An 18,354-nucleotide genomic window follows, 5' to 3' on the forward strand; every position below is an offset into this window, starting at 1 on the left:
AGTTAAAAGAGCTTTCCCAGACTAAATAGAAAAGATACTGGGCAAAAGTCTTTATACTCAATGAAAATCAAAGAGCAAACTAGGAAACTAGCCGTAGGCTGTACTTGAGTACGGCAAGGCGACGTTGACGCGGTTTGAAGAGATTTTCGAAGAGTATTAAAATCAGAAAAACGCATATTATCAGGTATTGAAACCCCTCGATAATATGCGTTTTATGATGAGAAAATGTCCTAAATCTTTTCCTCGGATTGTGCTTTTCCCCAACCCCTAATTGGTTGGAAAATATAGGATAATTATGACTGTATCATTTGGAAAATAGCTCTTTTTTTGGTATGATACATATAGTATAGAATATGTTTGAAGTAACTTTTTTTATTTTTTGTATTTTGAATAAAATAAAATCTATAAGGGGGAATTATGTATAAAAAAGTAATTGTTCTTGCGGCAAATCAAGCTTATGTGAGTTATTTAGAAACAACAATTAAATCGATATGTAGCCATATGAAGCAGATTAAGTTTTATATCCTAAATGAAGATATTCCAACTGATTGGTTTCAGTTAGTAGAGAATCATCTTGAAAAAATAGATTCAGAGATTGTAAATGTTAGATGTTCTTCAGCTATGTTTCAGGATTATAAACTTCCAACAGCGCATTTAAACCATGCTGCTTATTTTCGTTATTTAATTCCCCATCATGTAGTAGAAGATAAGGTTTTGTACTTGGATAGTGATATGATTGTAACACAGGATTTATCAGAACTATTTGAACTGGATATGCAAGGTTATCCTGTTGCTGCAGTTGAGGATTTACCGACAGCATCGGATAAGTTTAATTCTGGATTATTATTGATAGATAATAAAAAATGGAGAGAGGAAGATGTTGTGAAACAGTTATTTGATTTGACTGCTCAACATCATCATGAGGTTTATGGAGATCAAGGAATCTTGAATCTCGCTTTTCAGGATAATTGGTATCGTCTTCCTCTAACCTATAATCTTCAAGTGGGGTCAGATAGTCAGCAATTTACACTAGGGGATATGGCTTGGTATGATCTTTTTAAAGGAAAACCAGCAGTCATTCACTATACTACAGGTTTGAAGCCGTGGCATCAACATCATTTTAATCGATTCAGAGAAGAATGGTGGTTTTATTATGGATTGTCATGGGAGGATGTTCTTCTTAGAAAATATCCTGTAAAAGAAGGATGGAGCGCTCTTGTTTCAAAACCACCTTATCAAACAGCTATTTACACGAATACCGTGAATTTGCATGAAGCAGAGAATCTGATTAAAGCTCTTCCACAAGTGAATTTTAATATTTTGGCCCACTGCTATTTTGCACCAGGAATTTTAATGTTAGAAAAGTATAAAAATGTTACTCTGTATCCGTGCTTTGACCCTTTGACGCATGAAAAAGTTTTCAATCAGTTAGATTTTTATTTAGATATTAACTATGAGGGCGAAATTTATAACATTATCCAAAAAGTAGTAGATAAGGGAATTCCTTTCTATTCTTTCCAAGCAACAAATCATGCACAAGAAATATCTCACTATGTTTTTGAAAATCAGGATGTTCAAGGGATGATTCAGCATATTGGAAATTATTTACTGACCTTGGGAGAATAATAGAGAATATTGAGTCAATTTTAAAATATTTTAATATGGATAATTGAGAAGGTGAATGATGTTTTTTGTTGCAACAAAGGCAAATCCAAAAATAAAAAAATTAAAGAATTTATATCGAGAACTAGACCTTCCGTTTGCAATCTTGTATGTAGATTGCTTTGAAGACTTTGATTGTCTTACTGATGGGGAGCTTAGTCCCTTAACTTATTTTGTTAGTGAGAAGAAAAAACAACCTCTTTTTTTGAATCAACTTTCAATCCCAACTTATTGGGAAATTACGACGGATGGCTTTGAGGGTTCAGTTTATGATAGAGGAATCAAAAAGGCTACTATTTATTTCCATCATCCAATAGCAGAACGGTGGATTTCCAAAGTTTGCTGGTACGACGATGCAGGGCATATTACCTATGTGGACTATTATGGAGTGAATGGATGGAAGTTTTGTAGAGAATTGGTAGATGATGAAGGTGTAGTTCATTTACGTACAATCTATAATTCTGATGGAGACGAAGTGATAGTGGAATGGGTACAGCAAAATAAGATATCTTGTGTTACTCCAAAAAATAATCCCCTTATTTATCCAAGTCGTATGACATTTGTGAAACAAATGCTAACAAATTTATTGGAACAAGAAAATATTTGTATCATGGAGGAGGAAATCCTTGATCTTATTTCTTCTAATGAAAAATACGATATTTTTTATTGGGCAAGTAATTTAGAAGAGGCAGATAAGGTAAAGGAAAAAGTCAATCAAGTTATTTTAACAACTCCGAAAGGGATAAAAGATTCTCCGTATCTCCATCTATATGGATGTGCTAGAGAAAGGAAGTTGCAGGATAAGCCTCAAGCGGTTATTATGACAAATTCAGAATGGATAGAGGGCTTGGAGGAACTCTTACTTCAGTTTCCAGAAATTGATTTTCATGTGGGTGCAGTCACAGAGATGGGAAGTAGAATTACAAATCTATCTATCTATTCTAATCTACATATCTATCCCGGAATTAGCTATGATTTTTTCCAAGAATTGTTAGATAAAAGTACATTTTATTTAGATATTCAGTATGATATTGAAATTTTTGAGTCCTCATCCTGTGCAGTGGAAAAAGGTGTGCTACTTTATACTTTTAACCATCTAACTCACCATGAAGAATATAAGAAACTTGAAACTTGTTGTGATACAGTTGATGCTCTTGTTCAACACTTACGTCAAATTTTAAACAGCCCAGAATTGTATGGTCAGCTGGTAGTAAGACAAGCTGAACAATTAGGAGTGGCTAGTGTAGAGGATTATTTCCAATTATTTAATGAATGTGAGAGAGAATGTGACTGTCTATAATTTTAATCTATTGTTAGGGTTTGAACCAAATGGAGTTGATGTTGCTCAAGCTCATCGTCTTAAAATATTTCGTAAGTTAGGAGTAGAGACATATTTTGTGTTTACTCATTGGCCAAGTATTGATCAGTTAAATTATTTTTTATCAAAAGGTTATCGATACAATGAACTTCTTTTTGCTCAACTTCTGTTCACAGATCAGTTGGTAACAGAGCCTGTACTTTCTTCCAATGATATGGAGATGCTTCTGGGATTGGAGGAATCGCAACAAATTGATAGCTCTGACCAAGGTAAAACTTATAAGCTGGATAATGGAGAAATAGTCGTTTTTCGATATAGTAAATATTTTTTAAATAAAGTTCAATATGTGGATTATTTTTCAGAAGGATATTTACTGAAAAGGGAGATTTATTCTACGCGGAAATTGGTAACCGATTATTTTGTATTGAACTATCAAAATAATCAAATTTTAGCTGAACTAGGAAGACGTGTTTATCATAACCAAGACGGGAGTATAGCATTAGAGGAAATTTCTCTGAAAAAGAAACTCTATTATCTATTAAAAGATAGTAAACTAATAACCCATGAAGAACTGATGAAACTTGTTATAAACAAGCTCCACCTAAAAGATAGTGATATTGTGTTGATGGATAGGGCTTCTAATATTGATTTTGCTCGTCCGCTACTGGAACAATCTTCAGGTGCAAAACTAGGATTGGTGTTTCATTCGGAGCATACTTTTGGAGAACATCCCTTTAGCTATGAGTATTACTACCCTGTGAAGTATGCTCATCGTTTGGACTTCATGATTACATCTACTAACTTACAGGCAGAAATTTTGAAGGAGTCTTTTCAAAAAGAAGGGCAGCAAGCTCCCCAAATTTATACTATTCCAGTAGGGAGTTTGAAGTCTTTACAATATCCAGACAAAGTTAGGCAACCACAAAAAATTATGACTGCGTCAAGATTGATTTACTCAAAGCGAGTCGATTTAGCTATTAGAGCAGTTGTTTTAGCACATCAGAAGGGTGCAAATATTGATTTTTCTATCTTTGGTCAAGGTATGGAATATAATGGGTTAAAAGAACTGATTTGTGAATATTCGGCAGAGGATTATATCCATCTAAAAGGATATGCGAGACTAGATGACGAGTATATAAAACATAGTATTTATCTAACAGCTTCTATAACTGAGACTTTTGGTTTGACCCTGATGGAAGCGGTTGGAGCAGGATTGGCTATTGTTGGATTTGATGTGAGATATGGTAATCCGACCTTTATACTAGATGGGGAAAATGGTTATTTAGTCCCTTTTGAAGGTAGAAGTGATCAGGAGTTGGTAGAGGATATGGCTCAGAGATTAGTTGAACTGTCTTCTAAAGATATGGAGGATTTTCATAGAAATTCTTATCAGTTGGCGCGTGATTACCTAGAGGAACGAATCTTAGAACTCTGGAATTGTTTTCTTGGAGAACAATCTTCAAAAATAATTATTAATTAGAGAATTTGACATTTTGTTAAAGAGACAGAGGAGTATGAGAATGGAAATGGAAATGAAAGCAATTGTTTTAGGAGCTGATAATAATTATCGTGATAAGTTGGAAACAACTATTAAATCTATTTGTTACCATAATAGAGATTTGAAATTTTATATTTTTAATGAAGATATTCCAAAAGAGTGGTTTTCTCTGATGGAGAGGAAACTGGAGAAAATAAACTGTGAGATTTTAAATATAAAAATTGATGCAGAAAAAGTAAAGCATTTTTCTACTCCAAATGAACACATCAAATACATGACATATTTTCGCTATTTTATTGCAGAATTTGTTAAGGAAGATAGAGCTTTATATTTAGATTGTGATATGGTTGTTAATGGAGATATAGATTCATTATTTAAAAAAGATTTTGAAGAAAATTATATCATAGCTGTTCAAGATAGTTGGGGGGGGGACACTTTAATGCAGGAATGATGATGGTAAATGTTCATAAGTGGAAAACTGATAATATTTGTCAAAATCTGTTAGAGTTGACTGCAGAAAAACATCAAGAAGTCTATGGTGACCAAGGAGTCTTAAATCTATTATTTGAGCATAAGTGGAAGAAAGTATCTCCTCATTATAATTTTATGGTTGGACTTGATACGGTTGCTTATTTAGTTCAAAAGCCAGAGTGGTTTTTAAATAGTTGGGATGAAAACTATGAACCTGCTATTATTCACTATGAAGGCAAAGATAAACCGTGGAAGAAATCACCAAAAACAAGATATAGAGAATTGTGGTGGTTTTACAATGGTTTGGATTGGGAAACTATCTTATCACAAATGGATAGAAAGCCGACAACATTTAGTGACATTGCAACAGTGAGTTTATTCCATACAGCCATTTTTACAGATACGCAAGAGTTGGAGCATATAGAGTATCTGGTAGAGGCACTTCCAAGTGTTCATTTTCATATACTAGCGTATACTGACTTTGGACCGAGAATAATGGCTCTAGAATCTTTCAAAAATATATCGCTCTATCCTCATCATAGTCCTTACCAAAATCAGGAAATAATGAGTAAGTTAGATTTTTATTTAGATATCAATCATGAGGGAGAAATTGCGAATATTATTCAAACAGTACATAGTATAGATATTCCTATTTATAGTTTTGATAATACAAGTCATGACTTGACGGGGAAAAGTTTTATTTTTGAAAATAATGAGCCTGAAAAAATGGTGCAATATATAAAAAAATGTTTTACTATTAACTAGTTTGATATTATTAAAATAGGAGAAAAACAACCTCTTCGTATAATATTGAAGTTTTAAAAGAAAATTTTCTTAAAATATAAATTGTTAGTTAATAGCGTAGGTTGTTGGAAATTGATTAAGTTAGGAGACTAAAAAGTCATGAAAAAAATAATTGCTTTTGGTGCAGATAGTGGATATCAGGATAAGGTCGAGACTGCTATCAAATCTATATGTGCTCACAATCGTGAATGCAAATTTTATATTTTTAATGACGACTTACCAACCGAGTGGTTTTTGCTGATGGAAAAACGCTTGGAACCCTTATCGTCAGAAATTGTCAATGTAAAAATAACAAGTCATAATTTGCGTGAGTATCACTTACCCTATTCGAGTATAACTTATGCTGCTTTTTTCCGCTATTTTATTCCTAAATTTGTGACAGAGGATAAGGTTTTATACTTGGATTCAGATATAATAGTTAGGTCTAGTATAGATGAATTGTTTTCATATGATCTTGGAGATAGCCCACTAGCTGCGGTAGCAGATCCACTTGATTCTAGTACTTTTAATTCAGGTATGATGTTAATCAATGCAGATTTGTGGAGAAAAGAAAGCGCCACAGATTCGCTACTTGATTTAACCAATCAGTTTCACCAAGAAGTTTATGGAGATCAAGGAATTTTGAATCTCTTATTCAAAGAGCGCTGGCGCCCTCTTTCTCAGAGGTGGAATTTTATGGTAGGGATGGATACTGCGGCACGTAACTGTCAGGTAGATAGTTGGTACAGTGAGTCAATCGAAATAGAAAAAGATGCAGCTATTATTCATTTTACAGGAGATAAACCGTGGGCGAATATTAACTTAAATCGCTTTCGAACGGATTGGTGGTTTTATTACGGTTTAGAATGGTCGGATATTGTTATGAGAAAGGGGAATTTTAAAGTAGGATTTAATTCTCTAGTCTCTTCTCCGCCAAGATTGTATTCAGCTGTGTTTACAAATACATGTGATATTGAAGCTATAGAATATCTAATCAAAGAGCTACCACAGGTTCATTTTTCGATTTTAGCTTATACGCGTTTTGCACCAAATATAGTTGATTTACAAAAATATTTGAATGTTCGCATTTATCCGGTATTTAATCCTATGAATCTTATAAAGATTTTAGAAGAAATCGATTTTTATTTGGATATCAATCATGAGGGAGAAATAGCAAACATTATAGATGAGGTATACCGAATTGGAAAGCCTATTTTTGCCTTTGATAATACATGTCATAACAGAGAAAAAGTTTCCTTTATTTGTGATCACTCTCATCCTGAAGATATGGTTTCTAAAATAGGTGATTTGATAGATAATAAGGAGTTGGATTAGATGAAAGAGGAGTTAATCAGTGTAGTTGTTCCTATTTATAATGTGGAAAAATATCTTCGTCTTTGTTTAGATAGTTTATTAGTGCAAACATATACTAATTTCGAAGTGTTAATGATTAACGACGGATCGCCAGATGGTTCAGCAAATATTTGTAAGGAATATTTGACTAAGGATAGACGCTTTCAGTACTTTGAAAAGGAAAATGGTGGTCCGTCTGATACGAGAAATTATGGGATAGAACATTCTAAAGGAGAGTATATTACCTTCGTTGATTCAGATGATTGGTTAAAGGAAACATTTCTAGCGGATTTGTATGAAGCTATTACTAGGACAGGAGCGGATATAGCTCTATCAACTTATGTAAAATATGATGATTCGCAATCTGTTTATAATATTCCGATTATAGGGGAATATTACGAGCGTATCTGGATGTCTGATGAGTTTATTAGAGAATTACCCAAGTTAGAAATGGAAGATAATTCGTACTCAAATCCATGGGCAAAACTATTTAAAAGGGAATTGTTTCGTATGATTCGTTTTCCAAAAGGTAAGTTAATTGAGGATACCAGAACAAATATTAAATTGTTTTTAGAATCCTCAAAACTTGTTTATATTAACAAATGTTTATATTTTTATAGGATAAGAGGCGGATCAGTTATCCAAACCATTACAGAAAAGTTATTAGAAGATGTACTGGATACTTTAGTAGAACGATTGTGTCTTGTTACAATGAAAGGACTCTACTCAAACATTTATAAAGAGACTCTCTTGGAATCACTTGGATTTAGAAGTTATCAAGCCTATACTTGTGGTTTGGAAAATACGGAAATCTATCGAAGATATCAAGAAATGATCTACTTAATCGAAAAGATGGATGAAAAATGATAAAATAGTTGATTTTTAAGTGAAATCTGTTCGTAATTTGCTTGTTATGAACTGAAAATATGAGTAGTCGAAAAATAAGAAATGAAAGGCTTTAGCCTCAGCTAATAAGACTGAAGCTAGAGTAGAAAATCAGAAGTTATGAGCAGATTTTTTCTGCTTTTTTTGATATAATTATTATATTTGAGAATTATTTTGAATTTTCTCTTCTCTTCTATTATTTAACTCTTGTTTTAGATAAAGTATTTAGTTTTAAAACAGTGTTTGCTGATAATAAATATTCAAAAAATATAAGACAAATAACTTGGTCTCTAACGGTCGTTTTCTGCTTTCGTAGATAGTTAGACAAGGTCACCTCTACTTACATCAGGATTAAACCAATTCATTAGAGGGGTAAATAGTAACATTGTAATCAGGTGTAGAAAGGGTCACTTATGAAAAATATAGTTTCATCCATCATTTTTAAAAAACTGAGTATTAGTTTTTTTCTATTATTTATATATGTATTGGGTGGTAGAATTAGTTTACCTTTTGTTGATTTGAATAGTAGAGATTTTCTAGGGGGAACGACTGCTTATTTAGCATTTTCAACCGCTCTTACAGGTGGGAATTTAAGAAGCTTATCTCTTTTTTCTATTGGTCTTTCACCTTGGATGTCTGCCATGATTTTGTGGAAGATGTTTTCTTTTTTTAAAGGGCTTACTGGAGGTGGAAAAGAATTACAAGATAGGCGACAGATGTACTTAACCTTACTGATTGCGCTTATTCAGTCAGCAGCTGTAGTTCTAAGTTTACCTGTCCAATCAAGCTATTCAACTGTACTGGTTTATATCTTAAATATCAGCCTCTTATGTGCAGGTAGTTTTTTCTTGGTCTGGTTATCGGATATTAATGCTAGTAATGGTGTTGGAGGATCAATGTTAATTATGCTGACCTCCATGATCATCAATATGCCACAAGATGTAATAAATTCAATTCAAATATTATCAATCCCCAAAGAGGTAGTTGTTTTGATGCTTTTAATTGCACTTGTTTTCACCTACATAAATGTCATTTTATATCGTGCTCGTTACCGTGTAGCAGTCAATAAAATTGGTTTACATAGCCGCTTTAAACGCTATTCTTATTTTGAAATATCCTTGACACCTGCGGGAGGGATGCCCTATATGTATGTCATGACCTTTATGACCCTTCCCATTTATATTTTAGTGTTACTTAGAATGGTTGATTCTCATAATCCTTTCTATACAAAATTGATAGAGGATTTGAACATTGGAAAACCTTTGTGGATTTATACCTATCTTTTCATCTTATTTGCTTTCAACTTTTTATTTGCTTTTGTTAATATGAGTGGAGAACAGATAGCTGATTCGATGAAAAAATCGGGTGAGTATATTTATGGGATTTATCCAGGGGAAGAAACAAGTCGGTTTATCAATAAATTAATTTTTCGATTTGCCTTTATCGGAGCTGTGTATAGTATTGTGATTGCAGGGCTACCTATGCTTTTTGTTTTATATGATGAGCGTTTTTTACGCTTGACAATGATTCCAGGGCTTTTATTTATGCTACTTGGTATGATTTTCATGGTAAGAGAAGAATTGATAGCTCTGAGACTGAATGAAACTTATAAACCACTAATTTAGGAGGATAGCATGTATTATTTTATTCCAGCCTGGTATGGTTCAGGGCGACAGTGGCATGCGGATATTACACCGTGGTATCGTAGCTTCTTTAAACTAGAATTTGACGATACTTTTAATCAAATTCGTTTATTCCAGCGACAAGAAATCACCTCTTACCTAATGATATTAGCTTATCAACCTCATCTACGTTATTTTTTACATCGCCATGGTGTCTTAGAAGCATCTGTTTATTCTATATTTGATGACATGCAAGATTTGCATGATGCACATGTCCAAGTGTTGAATATGTGGGATATTGAATGGGATAGAGAGTGTGAATTTCTATATAGTCCATTTGCAATTACTGTTTACAAACATGGTAAACGGTATGCTCAAGTAGAACAAGGCGAGGAAGGTTTTATAAGTGATATACAATATTTTCATGAAAATGGTCAATTACTTGAACATTATATAATGGATGATCGTGGCTTTGTGTCAAGTGTGATTTATTTTAAAGATGGGGCTCCATCTTATCAGGAATATTTGAATTTGAATGGAATTTGGCAATTTAGAGAGTATCTGCAAGAAGATGGCAGAGTTGAAATAAATCCTATTTTTTCCTATCAATATAAAAATATAATCTATAAAAATATAGGGGAATTGATTGCGGAATTCTTTGAAAGAAGACTCTTGCAACAATACAAGGAGGATGATATTTATATCCTACCTTCTCACGACAAACATAATGAATTTGTTTTATCTCGTTTACCAGAGAATAGTACTAAAATTTTGAGTCTTTTCATTGGTCGTAACCCTCAAGAAAGTTTAAGTGAATTGAGTATGATTTGTGAAAAGGTTGATTTAGTTTTAGTAGATAGAGAGGATAGCCTGCAACAGTTACAGAGCCTCTACCCTGAAAAAATTGCTAAATTTCAACATCTGTCTCCTTTTGATACTCGTTTAAGACTTGGAAGAAGTCAAAGAAAGAAAGAATCAATTATTTATTACCATCTTAATTTTGAAGAGGGACTTGATGAAGAAGGTATTTATGAAGTTCTATCATTTATTGCTAAGACAGACGATACAGAATTAGTTTTTGGTACTTTTGCTGCAAATCAGGAACAGATGAATCAAGTTGAAGAGATGGTACAAGATATGATTTTCCAACGTATCCAGGTAGCTAATTTTGAAAAAGAATCAGATTATGGAGAAGCTGAGAATCCATTAGAAGAAAATGAGAATCAGAACTTACGTTATCAATTTATAAATATGTATGATGAGTCGGACTTGATTAAAAATTTAGAATATGTACGTTTGCTTATTGACCTTAGCCTTCAGCCTCATCTTTATACACAGATAGCTGCCATAAGTGCGGGGATTCCTCAAATCAATAGAGTCAAGACCGTTTATGTAGAACATTTAAAGAATGGCTATCTTCTTTCGGAAGTATCAGAACTTCACAAGGCTATGTCTCATTATTTAGATACACTCAAGGAATGGAATCAGTCGCTAATTTATACAATTGACAAAATTAAAGAGCATACAGGAAAACGTTTCTTAGAAAAATTGCATCATTGGATTGGAGAAGTAACAAATGGTGAGGGAACTTAAAATTTTACAAATTGGAATTGATAATTGGAAACACCATTATGATATTCCTGAAAACATGGATTGGTACTATTTTTGTCCAGATTCACCTCTTGCTATTCGCAAAATGATGGAGACAGATAAGATTTCAAGTTTTCATGCTGTTTTGATAGAAGATGGGCGTTATCTAAGTGATTTGTTGCCTTTTTCGAAAAAATTAGATCCTTATACAGTTTTTTATCCTCAGGATTTTCAGTTAAGTGATTCTGATGTTTTAGATTTACTGAAAAAACGTTGTGCAAGAGCTATTGACTTCTCCGAACCAGAAAGATTGCTAAAAGATTTATCGACTTCTCTATTTGGAGGAGGATATGGCGATAAAATGAAACCTTCTACAATACAGGTTCACCATTCGTTTCAAGGAAATGTATCTTATCAAGGACATGAATATGTAGAATTAGAGGGAGATTTTGGTGAGGAGTTTTCTCAGCTAGCATATTGGAGTTATAATATTGCTGTAACACGCAGCCTACCAATTGAATTATGGCTTGAATATGAAAAAAGTTCAGGAGTTGAGTTTAGATTTCGTATCAAAAAGATTTTTGAAGGATCGATTGCTGATATTACAGAGGATCTTGTTTTTGAAGAGTCGGATTTGGCTTCTACTATTCTGATTGAGCAAACATATAATGCCTATTTGGCAATTTCTATTGAAGCAAGAGGACAGGGAAAACTAAAAATAGGGAATCTTCATCAACGTTGGAGTAGAAAACAATTCGGTAAATTCGTTTTAGGTGGAAATACTCTTCATGATAACAAAAGAGATGAAATTAATTATTTCTTTCATCCAGGAGATTTCAAACCACCTTTAGCTATTTATTTTTCAGGATATCGACCTGCGGAAGGCTTTGAAGGTTACTGGATGATGAAAAATCTGGGCTGTCCTTTTCTTCTGTTTTCAGATCCTCGTATAGAAGGTGGAGCTTTTTATATAGGAAGTGAAGAGTTAGAAAGTAAGGTTAGAAAAACTATTCAGTATTACCTGGATTATTTAGGTCTAACCTCTAGTGATTTAATTTTGTCGGGGCTTTCTATGGGGACCTTTCCATCGCTTTATTATGGCTCTTTTTTTGAGCCATATGCCGTTGTTGTTGGGAAACCTTTGACGAATATTGGAACGATTGCAAGACGTGGTCGCTTGGATGCACCGGGAGTGTTTAATACAGGATTTGATATTCTAAGACATCAAACAGGTGGAGTGGATTCTAGCCATATGATTGAATTGGATCAATATTTTTGGAAATCCTTCAAAAAAGCAGATTTTTCGAATACGACCTTTGGTCTATCCTATATGAAGGATGAAGATATGGATCCTCAGGCATATGAAGAGTTGGTGGAATATTTATGTAAAACAGGTGCTAAGATACTTTCCAGAGGCACAGCTGGTCGACATAATGATGATACTGGGGAGAATGTTGCCTGGTTTTTGCATTTCTATCATATGGTTTTGAAAACAGGATTTGGACGAGGTGAGGTATGATTATCAGACAAAGACCAGATATCAAATGGGGAGACAGACTAAATATGTATATTTACGGTACGAAGGTGACCTATCATTCTGACTCTCATGTAAGTATATATAATCCATTAGTTCCCTCAGGGACTAAAATTCAAGGTTGGGTTTCGCATACGAATTATCAAGCAGCTCGAAAACAGCCAAGCCTTCCCTTATTGAAACGAAAACAAGAATACCAAATGATAATGAAATTTGACTGTCTACCTAAAAAAGGGGTGTACACATCGATTACATTTTTTGATCGATATGGTGATGTGATTGAAGAAAAAATTGAAAAAGATAAAAGATTTACTTTTATTTATCCGGAAGAAGCCCACACCTATCAAGTCCATCTCTTAAGTGCTGGTTTTGAATCTTTGGATTTTTATTCTTTTTCTATTGAGGAGATGAATCGTGATTAAAGAGGTTTATCAGAGTTTTCAACTTAGAAAAGTTACAAAAATTCTAAAAAAAATCAATGCATTAAAGAGGACGATGGAATCTTTGTCGGATCGAGAATTGGCTGCAAAAACAGTGGAGTTTCGCCAACGTCTGGCTAAAGGAGAAACTTTGGATGATCTCTTGGTAGAGGCTTTTGCGGTTGTTCGTGAAGCGGATAGACGTGTATTGGGCATGTTCCCTTATGACGTCCAAGTCATGGGAGGAATCGTTATCCATGAGGGGAACGTCGCTGAGATGAATACTGGAGAAGGGAAAACTTTGACAGCAACGATGCCTGTTTACCTCAACGCTTTAACAGGAAAAGGGACGATGGTTATTACCCCAAATGCCTATCTTGCTAAGCGAGATGCTGAGGAGATGGGAGTAGTTTACCGTTTTCTAGGCTTAACAATAGGAGTTCCTTTTGTAGAGAGTGGTGAAGAATTGTCTGTTGAGGAAAAGAGGGAGATGTATGACTCTGATATTGTGTATACAACAAATGCTAACTTAGGTTTTGATTATTTAAATGATAATTTAGCATCAAACGAGGAAGGTAAATTTTTACGTCCTTTTGATTATGCAATTATTGATGAGATAGATGATATTTTATTAGACAGTGCCCAAACTCCTTTAATTATCGCTGGAGCTCCCAGAGTTCAGTCTAATCATTATGGTATTGTTAATACTCTTATGACCACACTAGTAGAAGGTAAGGATTTTATTTTCAAAGAGGAGAAGGGGGAAGTTTGGTTAACGAAACAGGGAGCCAAGGAAGCGGAAAGTTTCTTTGGGATTGACCATCTATATAATGAAAAAAATGCAGTCTTTGCTCGTCATATATCATATGCAATGAGGGCTCATAAGCTTTATACAAAAGATAAAGATTATGTTATTAGAGACAATGAGATGCTTCTTGTAGATAAAGGTTCTGGACGTTTATTAGAACAAACTAAACTGCAGGGAGGGCTTCATCAGGCGATTGAGGTTAAAGAACAAGTCAAACTATCTCCGGAAACACGGGCTATGGCTTCTATTACTTATCAGAGCCTCTTTAAGATGTTCAATAAGCTGTCTGGTATGACAGGGACAGGGAAAGTTGCAGAAAAAGAATTTCGAGAGACTTATAATATGGCTGTTGTACGGATTCCTACCAATCGCCCTAAACAACGGATTGACTATCCAGATAATCTATATGTGACATTACCTGAAAAGGTATATGCTTCTTTGGAGTATATCAAAGAATACCATGCTAAGGGAAATCCTTTATTGGTCTTTGTTGGTTCTGTGGAGATGTCTCATTTATACTCATCGCTTTTGTTACGAGAAGGGATTGCCCATAATGTGCTGAATGCTCACAATGTGGCGAGAGAGGCTCAGATTATCTCCGAGTCAGGTCAGATGGGGGCTGTGACAGTGGCTACCTCTATGGCAGGACGGGGTACGGATATCAAACTTGGTAAGGGAGTTGCAGAGCTTGGGGGCTTGATTGTCATAGGAACGGAACGAATGGAGAGTCAACGGATTGACCTGCAAATTCGTGGACGTTCTGGTCGTCAGGGTGATCCTGGTATGAGTAAGTTTTTTGTATCCTTAGAAGACGATGTTATCAAAAAATTTGGCCCATCTTGGGTTCATAAAAAGTATAAAGATTATCAGGTTCAAGATATGACTCAGCCAGAAGTATTGAAAGGTCGTAAATACCGAAAGCTAGTCGAAAAGTCTCAGCATGCCAGTGATAGTGCTGGACGTTCGGCACGTCGTCAGACTCTGGAGTATGCTGAGAGTATGAATATCCAACGGGATATAGTCTATAGAGAGAGAAATCGTCTAATAGATGGTTCTCGTGCTTTAGAAGATGTGGTGGAGGAAATCATTGCCAGTTATATAGATCAAGTGACCGCTTCAAATTATGAAAGTCGAGAGTTGCTCTTCCACTTTATCGTGACCAATATTAGTTTTCATATTAAAGAGGTTCCAGATTATATAGATGTGACTGACAAAACTGCTGTTCGTAGATTTATGAAGCAGGTGATTGATAGAGAGCTTTCTGAAAAGAAAGAATTGCTTGAGCAACATGGCTTGTATGAACAGTTTTTACGACTTTCTTTACTCAAGGCTATTGATGACAACTGGGTAGAGCAGGTAGACTATCTACAACAGTTATCTATGGCTATCGGTGGTCAATCTGCTAGTCAGAAAAATCCGATTGTAGAATACTATCAAGAAGCCTACGCGGGCTTTGAAGCTATGAAAGAACAAATCCGTGCGGATATGGTACGGAATCTCCTGATGGGGCTGGTTGAGGTCACTCCAAAAGGTGAAATCGTGACTCATTTCCCATAAGAGGAGAATATATGACAATTTATAATATAAATTTAGGCATTGGCTGGGCTAGTAGCGGTGTTGAATACGCCCAAGCCTATCGTGCTGGTGTTTTTCGGAAGTTAAATCTGCCCTCTAAGTTCATATTTACAGATATGATTTTAGCCGATAACATTCAGCACTTGACAGCCAATATTGGTTTTGATGATGATCAAGTGATCTGGCTTTATAATCATTTTACAGACATCAAGATTGCACCGACAAGTGTGACAGTGGATGATGTCTTGGCTTACTTTGGTGGTGTGGAAAGTCGTAGAGAAAAGAATGGGAAGGTCTTGCGTGTCTTCTTTTCTGACCAAGATAAGTTTGTAACCTGTTATTTGGTGGATGAGAACAAGGACTTGGTTCAACATGCCGAGTATGTTTTTAAAGGAAAACTGATTCGTAAGGATTACTTTTCTTATACGCGTTATTGTAGCGAATACTTTGCTCCCAAGGACAATGTTGCAGTCCTATATCAACGAACTTTTTATAATGAGGACGGAACTCCAGCCTATGCTATCTTGATGAATCAAGGAAAGGAAGAAGTTTACCGTTTCAAGGATAAGATTTTCTATGGGAAACAAGCTTTTATGCGTGCCTTTATGAAATCCTTGAATTTGAACAAGTCTGATTTGGTTATTCTGGATAGGGAGACAGGCATTGGACAGGTTGTGTTTGAAGAAGCACAAGTAGCGCACCTAGCGGTAGTCGTTCACGCGGAGCATTATAGTGAAAATGCTACAAATGAGGATTACATCCTTTGGAACAACTACTATGACTATCAGTTTACCAATGCAGATAAGGTTGACTTCTTTATCGTATCAACTGATAGACAAAATGAAGTTCTACAGGAGCAATTTGCCAAATATACTCAGCATCGTCCAAAGATTGTTACTATTCCTGTAGGAAGTATTGATGCATTAACTGAGTCAAGTCAGGGACGTAAGCCATTTTCATTGATTACGGCTTCACGTCTTGCCAAAGAAAAACACATTGACTGGTTGGTCAAGGCAGTCATTGAGGCTCATAAGGAAATACCTGAATTAACCTTTGATATTTATGGTAGCGGTGGAGAAGATTCTCTGCTTAGAGACATTATTGCAAATCATCAGGCTGAAGATTATATCCAACTCAAGGGGCATGCGGATCTTGCGCAGATTTATAGTCAGTATGAGGTCTACTTGACGGCTTCTACCAGCGAAGGCTTTGGTTTGACCTTGATGGAAGCTGTTGGATCGGGTCTACCACTAATCGGTTTTGATGTGCCTTATGGGAATCAGACCTTTATAGAAGATGGGCAAAATGGTTATTTGATTCCAAGTTCATCTGACCATGTAGAAGATCAAATTAAGCAAGCTTTTTCAACTAAGATTTGTCAATTGTATCAAGAAAATCGTTTGGAAGCCATGCGTGCCCATTCTTATCAAATTGCGGAAGGTTTCTTAACCAAAGAAATGTTAGAAAAGTGGAAGAAAACAGTAGAGGAGGTGCTCCATGATTGACCTTTATGATCGATATAGTCAGGAAAGTCGAGATTTACATGAAAGTCTAGTCGCTACTGGTCTTTCCCAGCTTGGAGTAGTCATCGATGCAGATGGTTTTCTGCCTGATGGTCTGGTTTCTCCTTTTACCTATTATCTAGGTTACGAGGATGGAAAACCTCTCTATTTTAACCAAGTCCCTGTTCCAGCTTTTTGGGAAATTTCAGGAAATAATCAGTCTGCTCGTATTGAAGATAGGACACAGGAGAGAGCCGTTATTCATTATGCTGATGGAATGCAGGCTCGTTTGGTTAAGCAAGTAGATTGGAAAGACCTGGAAGGTCGAGTCCGTCAGGTTGACCACTACAATCGCTTTGGTGCTTGCTTTGCTACAACGACCTATAGCGCAGATAGTGAGCCGATTATGACCGTTTACCAAGATGTCAACAGTCAACAAGTATTACTTGAAAACCATGTGACGGGTGATATCTTATTGACCTTACCTGGTCAGTCCATGCGTTACTTTGCAAATAAGGTTGAATTTATCACCTTCTTTTTGCAAGATTTGGAAATAGATACCAGTCAGCTTATCTTTAATACTCTAGCGACTCCTTTCTTGGTTTCCTTCCATCATCCAGATAAATCTGGCTCAGATGTTTTGGTTTGGCAAGAACCTCTCTATGATGCCATTCCAGGCAACATGCAGTTGATTTTAGAAAGTGATAATGTGCGTACTAAGAAAATCATCATTCCCAATAAGGCGACTTATGAGCGCGCTTTAGAGTTGACTGACGAGAAATACCATGATCAGTTTATGCACTTGGGTTACCATTACCAGTTTAAACGCGATAATTTCCTAAGACGAGATGCCTTAATCTTGACTAATTCCGATCAGATTGAGCAAATGGAAGCAATCGTAGAAGCCTTGCCTGATGTCACTTTCCGTATCGCAGCGGTAACAGAGATGTCTTCTAAGCTCTTAGATATGCTTCGCTATCCTAATGTGGTCCTTTACCAGAATGCTAGTCCACAGAAGATTCAGGAGCTCTATCAACTGTCGGATATTTACTTGGATATCAACTATAGCAATGAGTTGTTGCAGGCAGTTCGTCAGGCCTTTGAGCATAATATGTTGATTCTTGGATTTAATCAGACGGCGCACAATAGACTTTATATCGCTCCAGAACATCTATTTGAAAGTAATGAAGTTTCTGCTTTGGTTGAGACCATTAAATTGGCCCTTTCAGATGTTGAACAAATGAATCAGGCACTTGGCAAACAAGGCCAACATGCCAACTATGTTGACTTGGTGCGATATCAGGAAACCATGCAAACTATTTTAGGAGGCTAAC

The 18,354-nt window shown here is 35.4% G+C and carries 14 protein-coding genes; all 14 read left to right on the forward strand.

Annotated elements, in window-relative coordinates; translation table 11 throughout:
* Positions 1 to 417: 417 nt before the first annotated feature.
* The 14 genes from HWX15_RS06175 (at position 418) to gtfB (ending at position 18,353) form a co-directional block, all read left to right on the forward strand.
* Positions 418 to 1,626 carry a glycosyltransferase gene (locus tag HWX15_RS06175; protein WP_175880563.1) on the forward strand — a complete coding sequence of 403 codons (1,209 nt, stop codon included), beginning with the start codon at positions 418 to 420 and terminating at the stop codon, positions 1,624 to 1,626.
* Between the two features lie 58 nt (positions 1,627 to 1,684).
* Positions 1,685 to 2,962, forward strand: coding sequence for a hypothetical protein (locus tag HWX15_RS06180; protein WP_175880564.1), 1,278 nt, complete (start codon positions 1,685 to 1,687; stop codon positions 2,960 to 2,962).
* Entirely contained in the window at positions 2,949 to 4,460 is a 1,512-nt protein-coding gene (locus HWX15_RS06185; protein WP_175880565.1) for a glycosyltransferase, read from the forward strand. The genes HWX15_RS06180 and HWX15_RS06185 overlap by 14 nt, the downstream gene beginning before the upstream one ends.
* A 40-nt stretch (positions 4,461 to 4,500) precedes the next feature.
* Positions 4,501 to 4,929, forward strand: coding sequence for a glycosyltransferase (locus tag HWX15_RS09945; protein WP_254867347.1), 429 nt, complete (start codon positions 4,501 to 4,503; stop codon positions 4,927 to 4,929).
* Between the two features lie 2 nt (positions 4,930 to 4,931).
* Positions 4,932 to 5,714, forward strand: a complete 783-nt coding sequence (locus HWX15_RS09950; protein WP_254867348.1) for a glycosyltransferase — start codon at positions 4,932 to 4,934, stop codon at positions 5,712 to 5,714.
* A 138-nt stretch (positions 5,715 to 5,852) separates the two neighbouring features.
* Complete coding sequence (locus HWX15_RS06195) at positions 5,853 to 7,067, forward strand: glycosyltransferase family 8 protein (RefSeq protein ID WP_175880566.1); 1,215 nt, start codon at positions 5,853 to 5,855, stop codon at positions 7,065 to 7,067.
* Complete coding sequence (locus tag HWX15_RS06200) at positions 7,068 to 7,952, forward strand: glycosyltransferase family 2 protein (protein WP_175880567.1); 885 nt, start codon at positions 7,068 to 7,070, stop codon at positions 7,950 to 7,952.
* Between the two features lie 431 nt (positions 7,953 to 8,383).
* Positions 8,384 to 9,595 carry an accessory Sec system protein translocase subunit SecY2 gene (secY2, locus tag HWX15_RS06205; RefSeq protein WP_175880568.1) on the forward strand — a complete coding sequence of 404 codons (1,212 nt, stop codon included), beginning with the start codon at positions 8,384 to 8,386 and terminating at the stop codon, positions 9,593 to 9,595.
* Between the two features lie 9 nt (positions 9,596 to 9,604).
* Positions 9,605 to 11,185: an accessory Sec system protein Asp1 gene (gene asp1 / locus HWX15_RS06210; RefSeq protein ID WP_175880569.1), complete on the forward strand. Its 1,581-nt coding sequence runs from the start codon at positions 9,605 to 9,607 to the stop codon at positions 11,183 to 11,185.
* A complete protein-coding gene (asp2, locus tag HWX15_RS06215; RefSeq protein WP_175880570.1) occupies positions 11,169 to 12,701 on the forward strand; it encodes an accessory Sec system protein Asp2 in 1,533 nt (510 codons plus the stop codon). Before asp1 ends, asp2 begins: the two co-directional genes overlap by 17 nt.
* Entirely contained in the window at positions 12,698 to 13,138 is a 441-nt protein-coding gene (asp3, locus tag HWX15_RS06220) for an accessory Sec system protein Asp3 (protein WP_050390634.1), read from the forward strand. Before asp2 ends, asp3 begins: the two co-directional genes overlap by 4 nt.
* Positions 13,131 to 15,500, forward strand: coding sequence for an accessory Sec system translocase SecA2 (secA2, locus tag HWX15_RS06225; protein ID WP_175880571.1), 2,370 nt, complete (start codon positions 13,131 to 13,133; stop codon positions 15,498 to 15,500). The genes asp3 and secA2 overlap by 8 nt, the downstream gene beginning before the upstream one ends.
* Positions 15,501 to 15,511: 11 nt before the next feature.
* Positions 15,512 to 17,023 (forward strand): accessory Sec system glycosyltransferase GtfA, encoded by a 1,512-nt coding sequence (gene gtfA / locus HWX15_RS06230; RefSeq protein WP_175880572.1) that lies wholly within the window; start codon positions 15,512 to 15,514, stop codon positions 17,021 to 17,023.
* Entirely contained in the window at positions 17,016 to 18,353 is a 1,338-nt protein-coding gene (gene gtfB, locus HWX15_RS06235) for an accessory Sec system glycosylation chaperone GtfB (RefSeq protein WP_175880573.1), read from the forward strand. The genes gtfA and gtfB overlap by 8 nt, the downstream gene beginning before the upstream one ends.
* The last annotated feature ends 1 nt before the right edge of the window (position 18,354 follow it).

It is taken from the genome of Streptococcus thalassemiae (genome assembly GCF_903645285.1).
Taxonomy (GTDB): domain Bacteria; phylum Bacillota; class Bacilli; order Lactobacillales; family Streptococcaceae; genus Streptococcus; species Streptococcus thalassemiae.

Bases quoted from the DNA above. Each gene is read 5' to 3' on its own strand.
- secY2 (WP_175880568.1), top strand. From the start codon at position 8,384: ATGAAAAATATAGTTTCATCCATCATTTTTAAAAAACTGAGTATTAGT.
- HWX15_RS06180 (WP_175880564.1), top strand. From the start codon at position 1,685: ATGTTTTTTGTTGCAACAAAGGCAAATCCAAAAATAAAAAAATTAAAG.
- HWX15_RS06200 (WP_175880567.1), top strand. From the start codon at position 7,068: ATGAAAGAGGAGTTAATCAGTGTAGTTGTTCCTATTTATAATGTGGAA.
- HWX15_RS09950 (WP_254867348.1), top strand. From the start codon at position 4,932: ATGGTAAATGTTCATAAGTGGAAAACTGATAATATTTGTCAAAATCTG.
- asp3 (WP_050390634.1), top strand. From the start codon at position 12,698: ATGATTATCAGACAAAGACCAGATATCAAATGGGGAGACAGACTAAAT.
- gtfB (WP_175880573.1), top strand. From the start codon at position 17,016: ATGATTGACCTTTATGATCGATATAGTCAGGAAAGTCGAGATTTACAT.
- HWX15_RS06175 (WP_175880563.1), top strand. From the start codon at position 418: ATGTATAAAAAAGTAATTGTTCTTGCGGCAAATCAAGCTTATGTGAGT.
- asp2 (WP_175880570.1), top strand. From the start codon at position 11,169: ATGGTGAGGGAACTTAAAATTTTACAAATTGGAATTGATAATTGGAAA.
- asp1 (WP_175880569.1), top strand. From the start codon at position 9,605: ATGTATTATTTTATTCCAGCCTGGTATGGTTCAGGGCGACAGTGGCAT.
- HWX15_RS06195 (WP_175880566.1), top strand. From the start codon at position 5,853: ATGAAAAAAATAATTGCTTTTGGTGCAGATAGTGGATATCAGGATAAG.
- gtfA (WP_175880572.1), top strand. From the start codon at position 15,512: ATGACAATTTATAATATAAATTTAGGCATTGGCTGGGCTAGTAGCGGT.
- HWX15_RS09945 (WP_254867347.1), top strand. From the start codon at position 4,501: ATGGAAATGGAAATGAAAGCAATTGTTTTAGGAGCTGATAATAATTAT.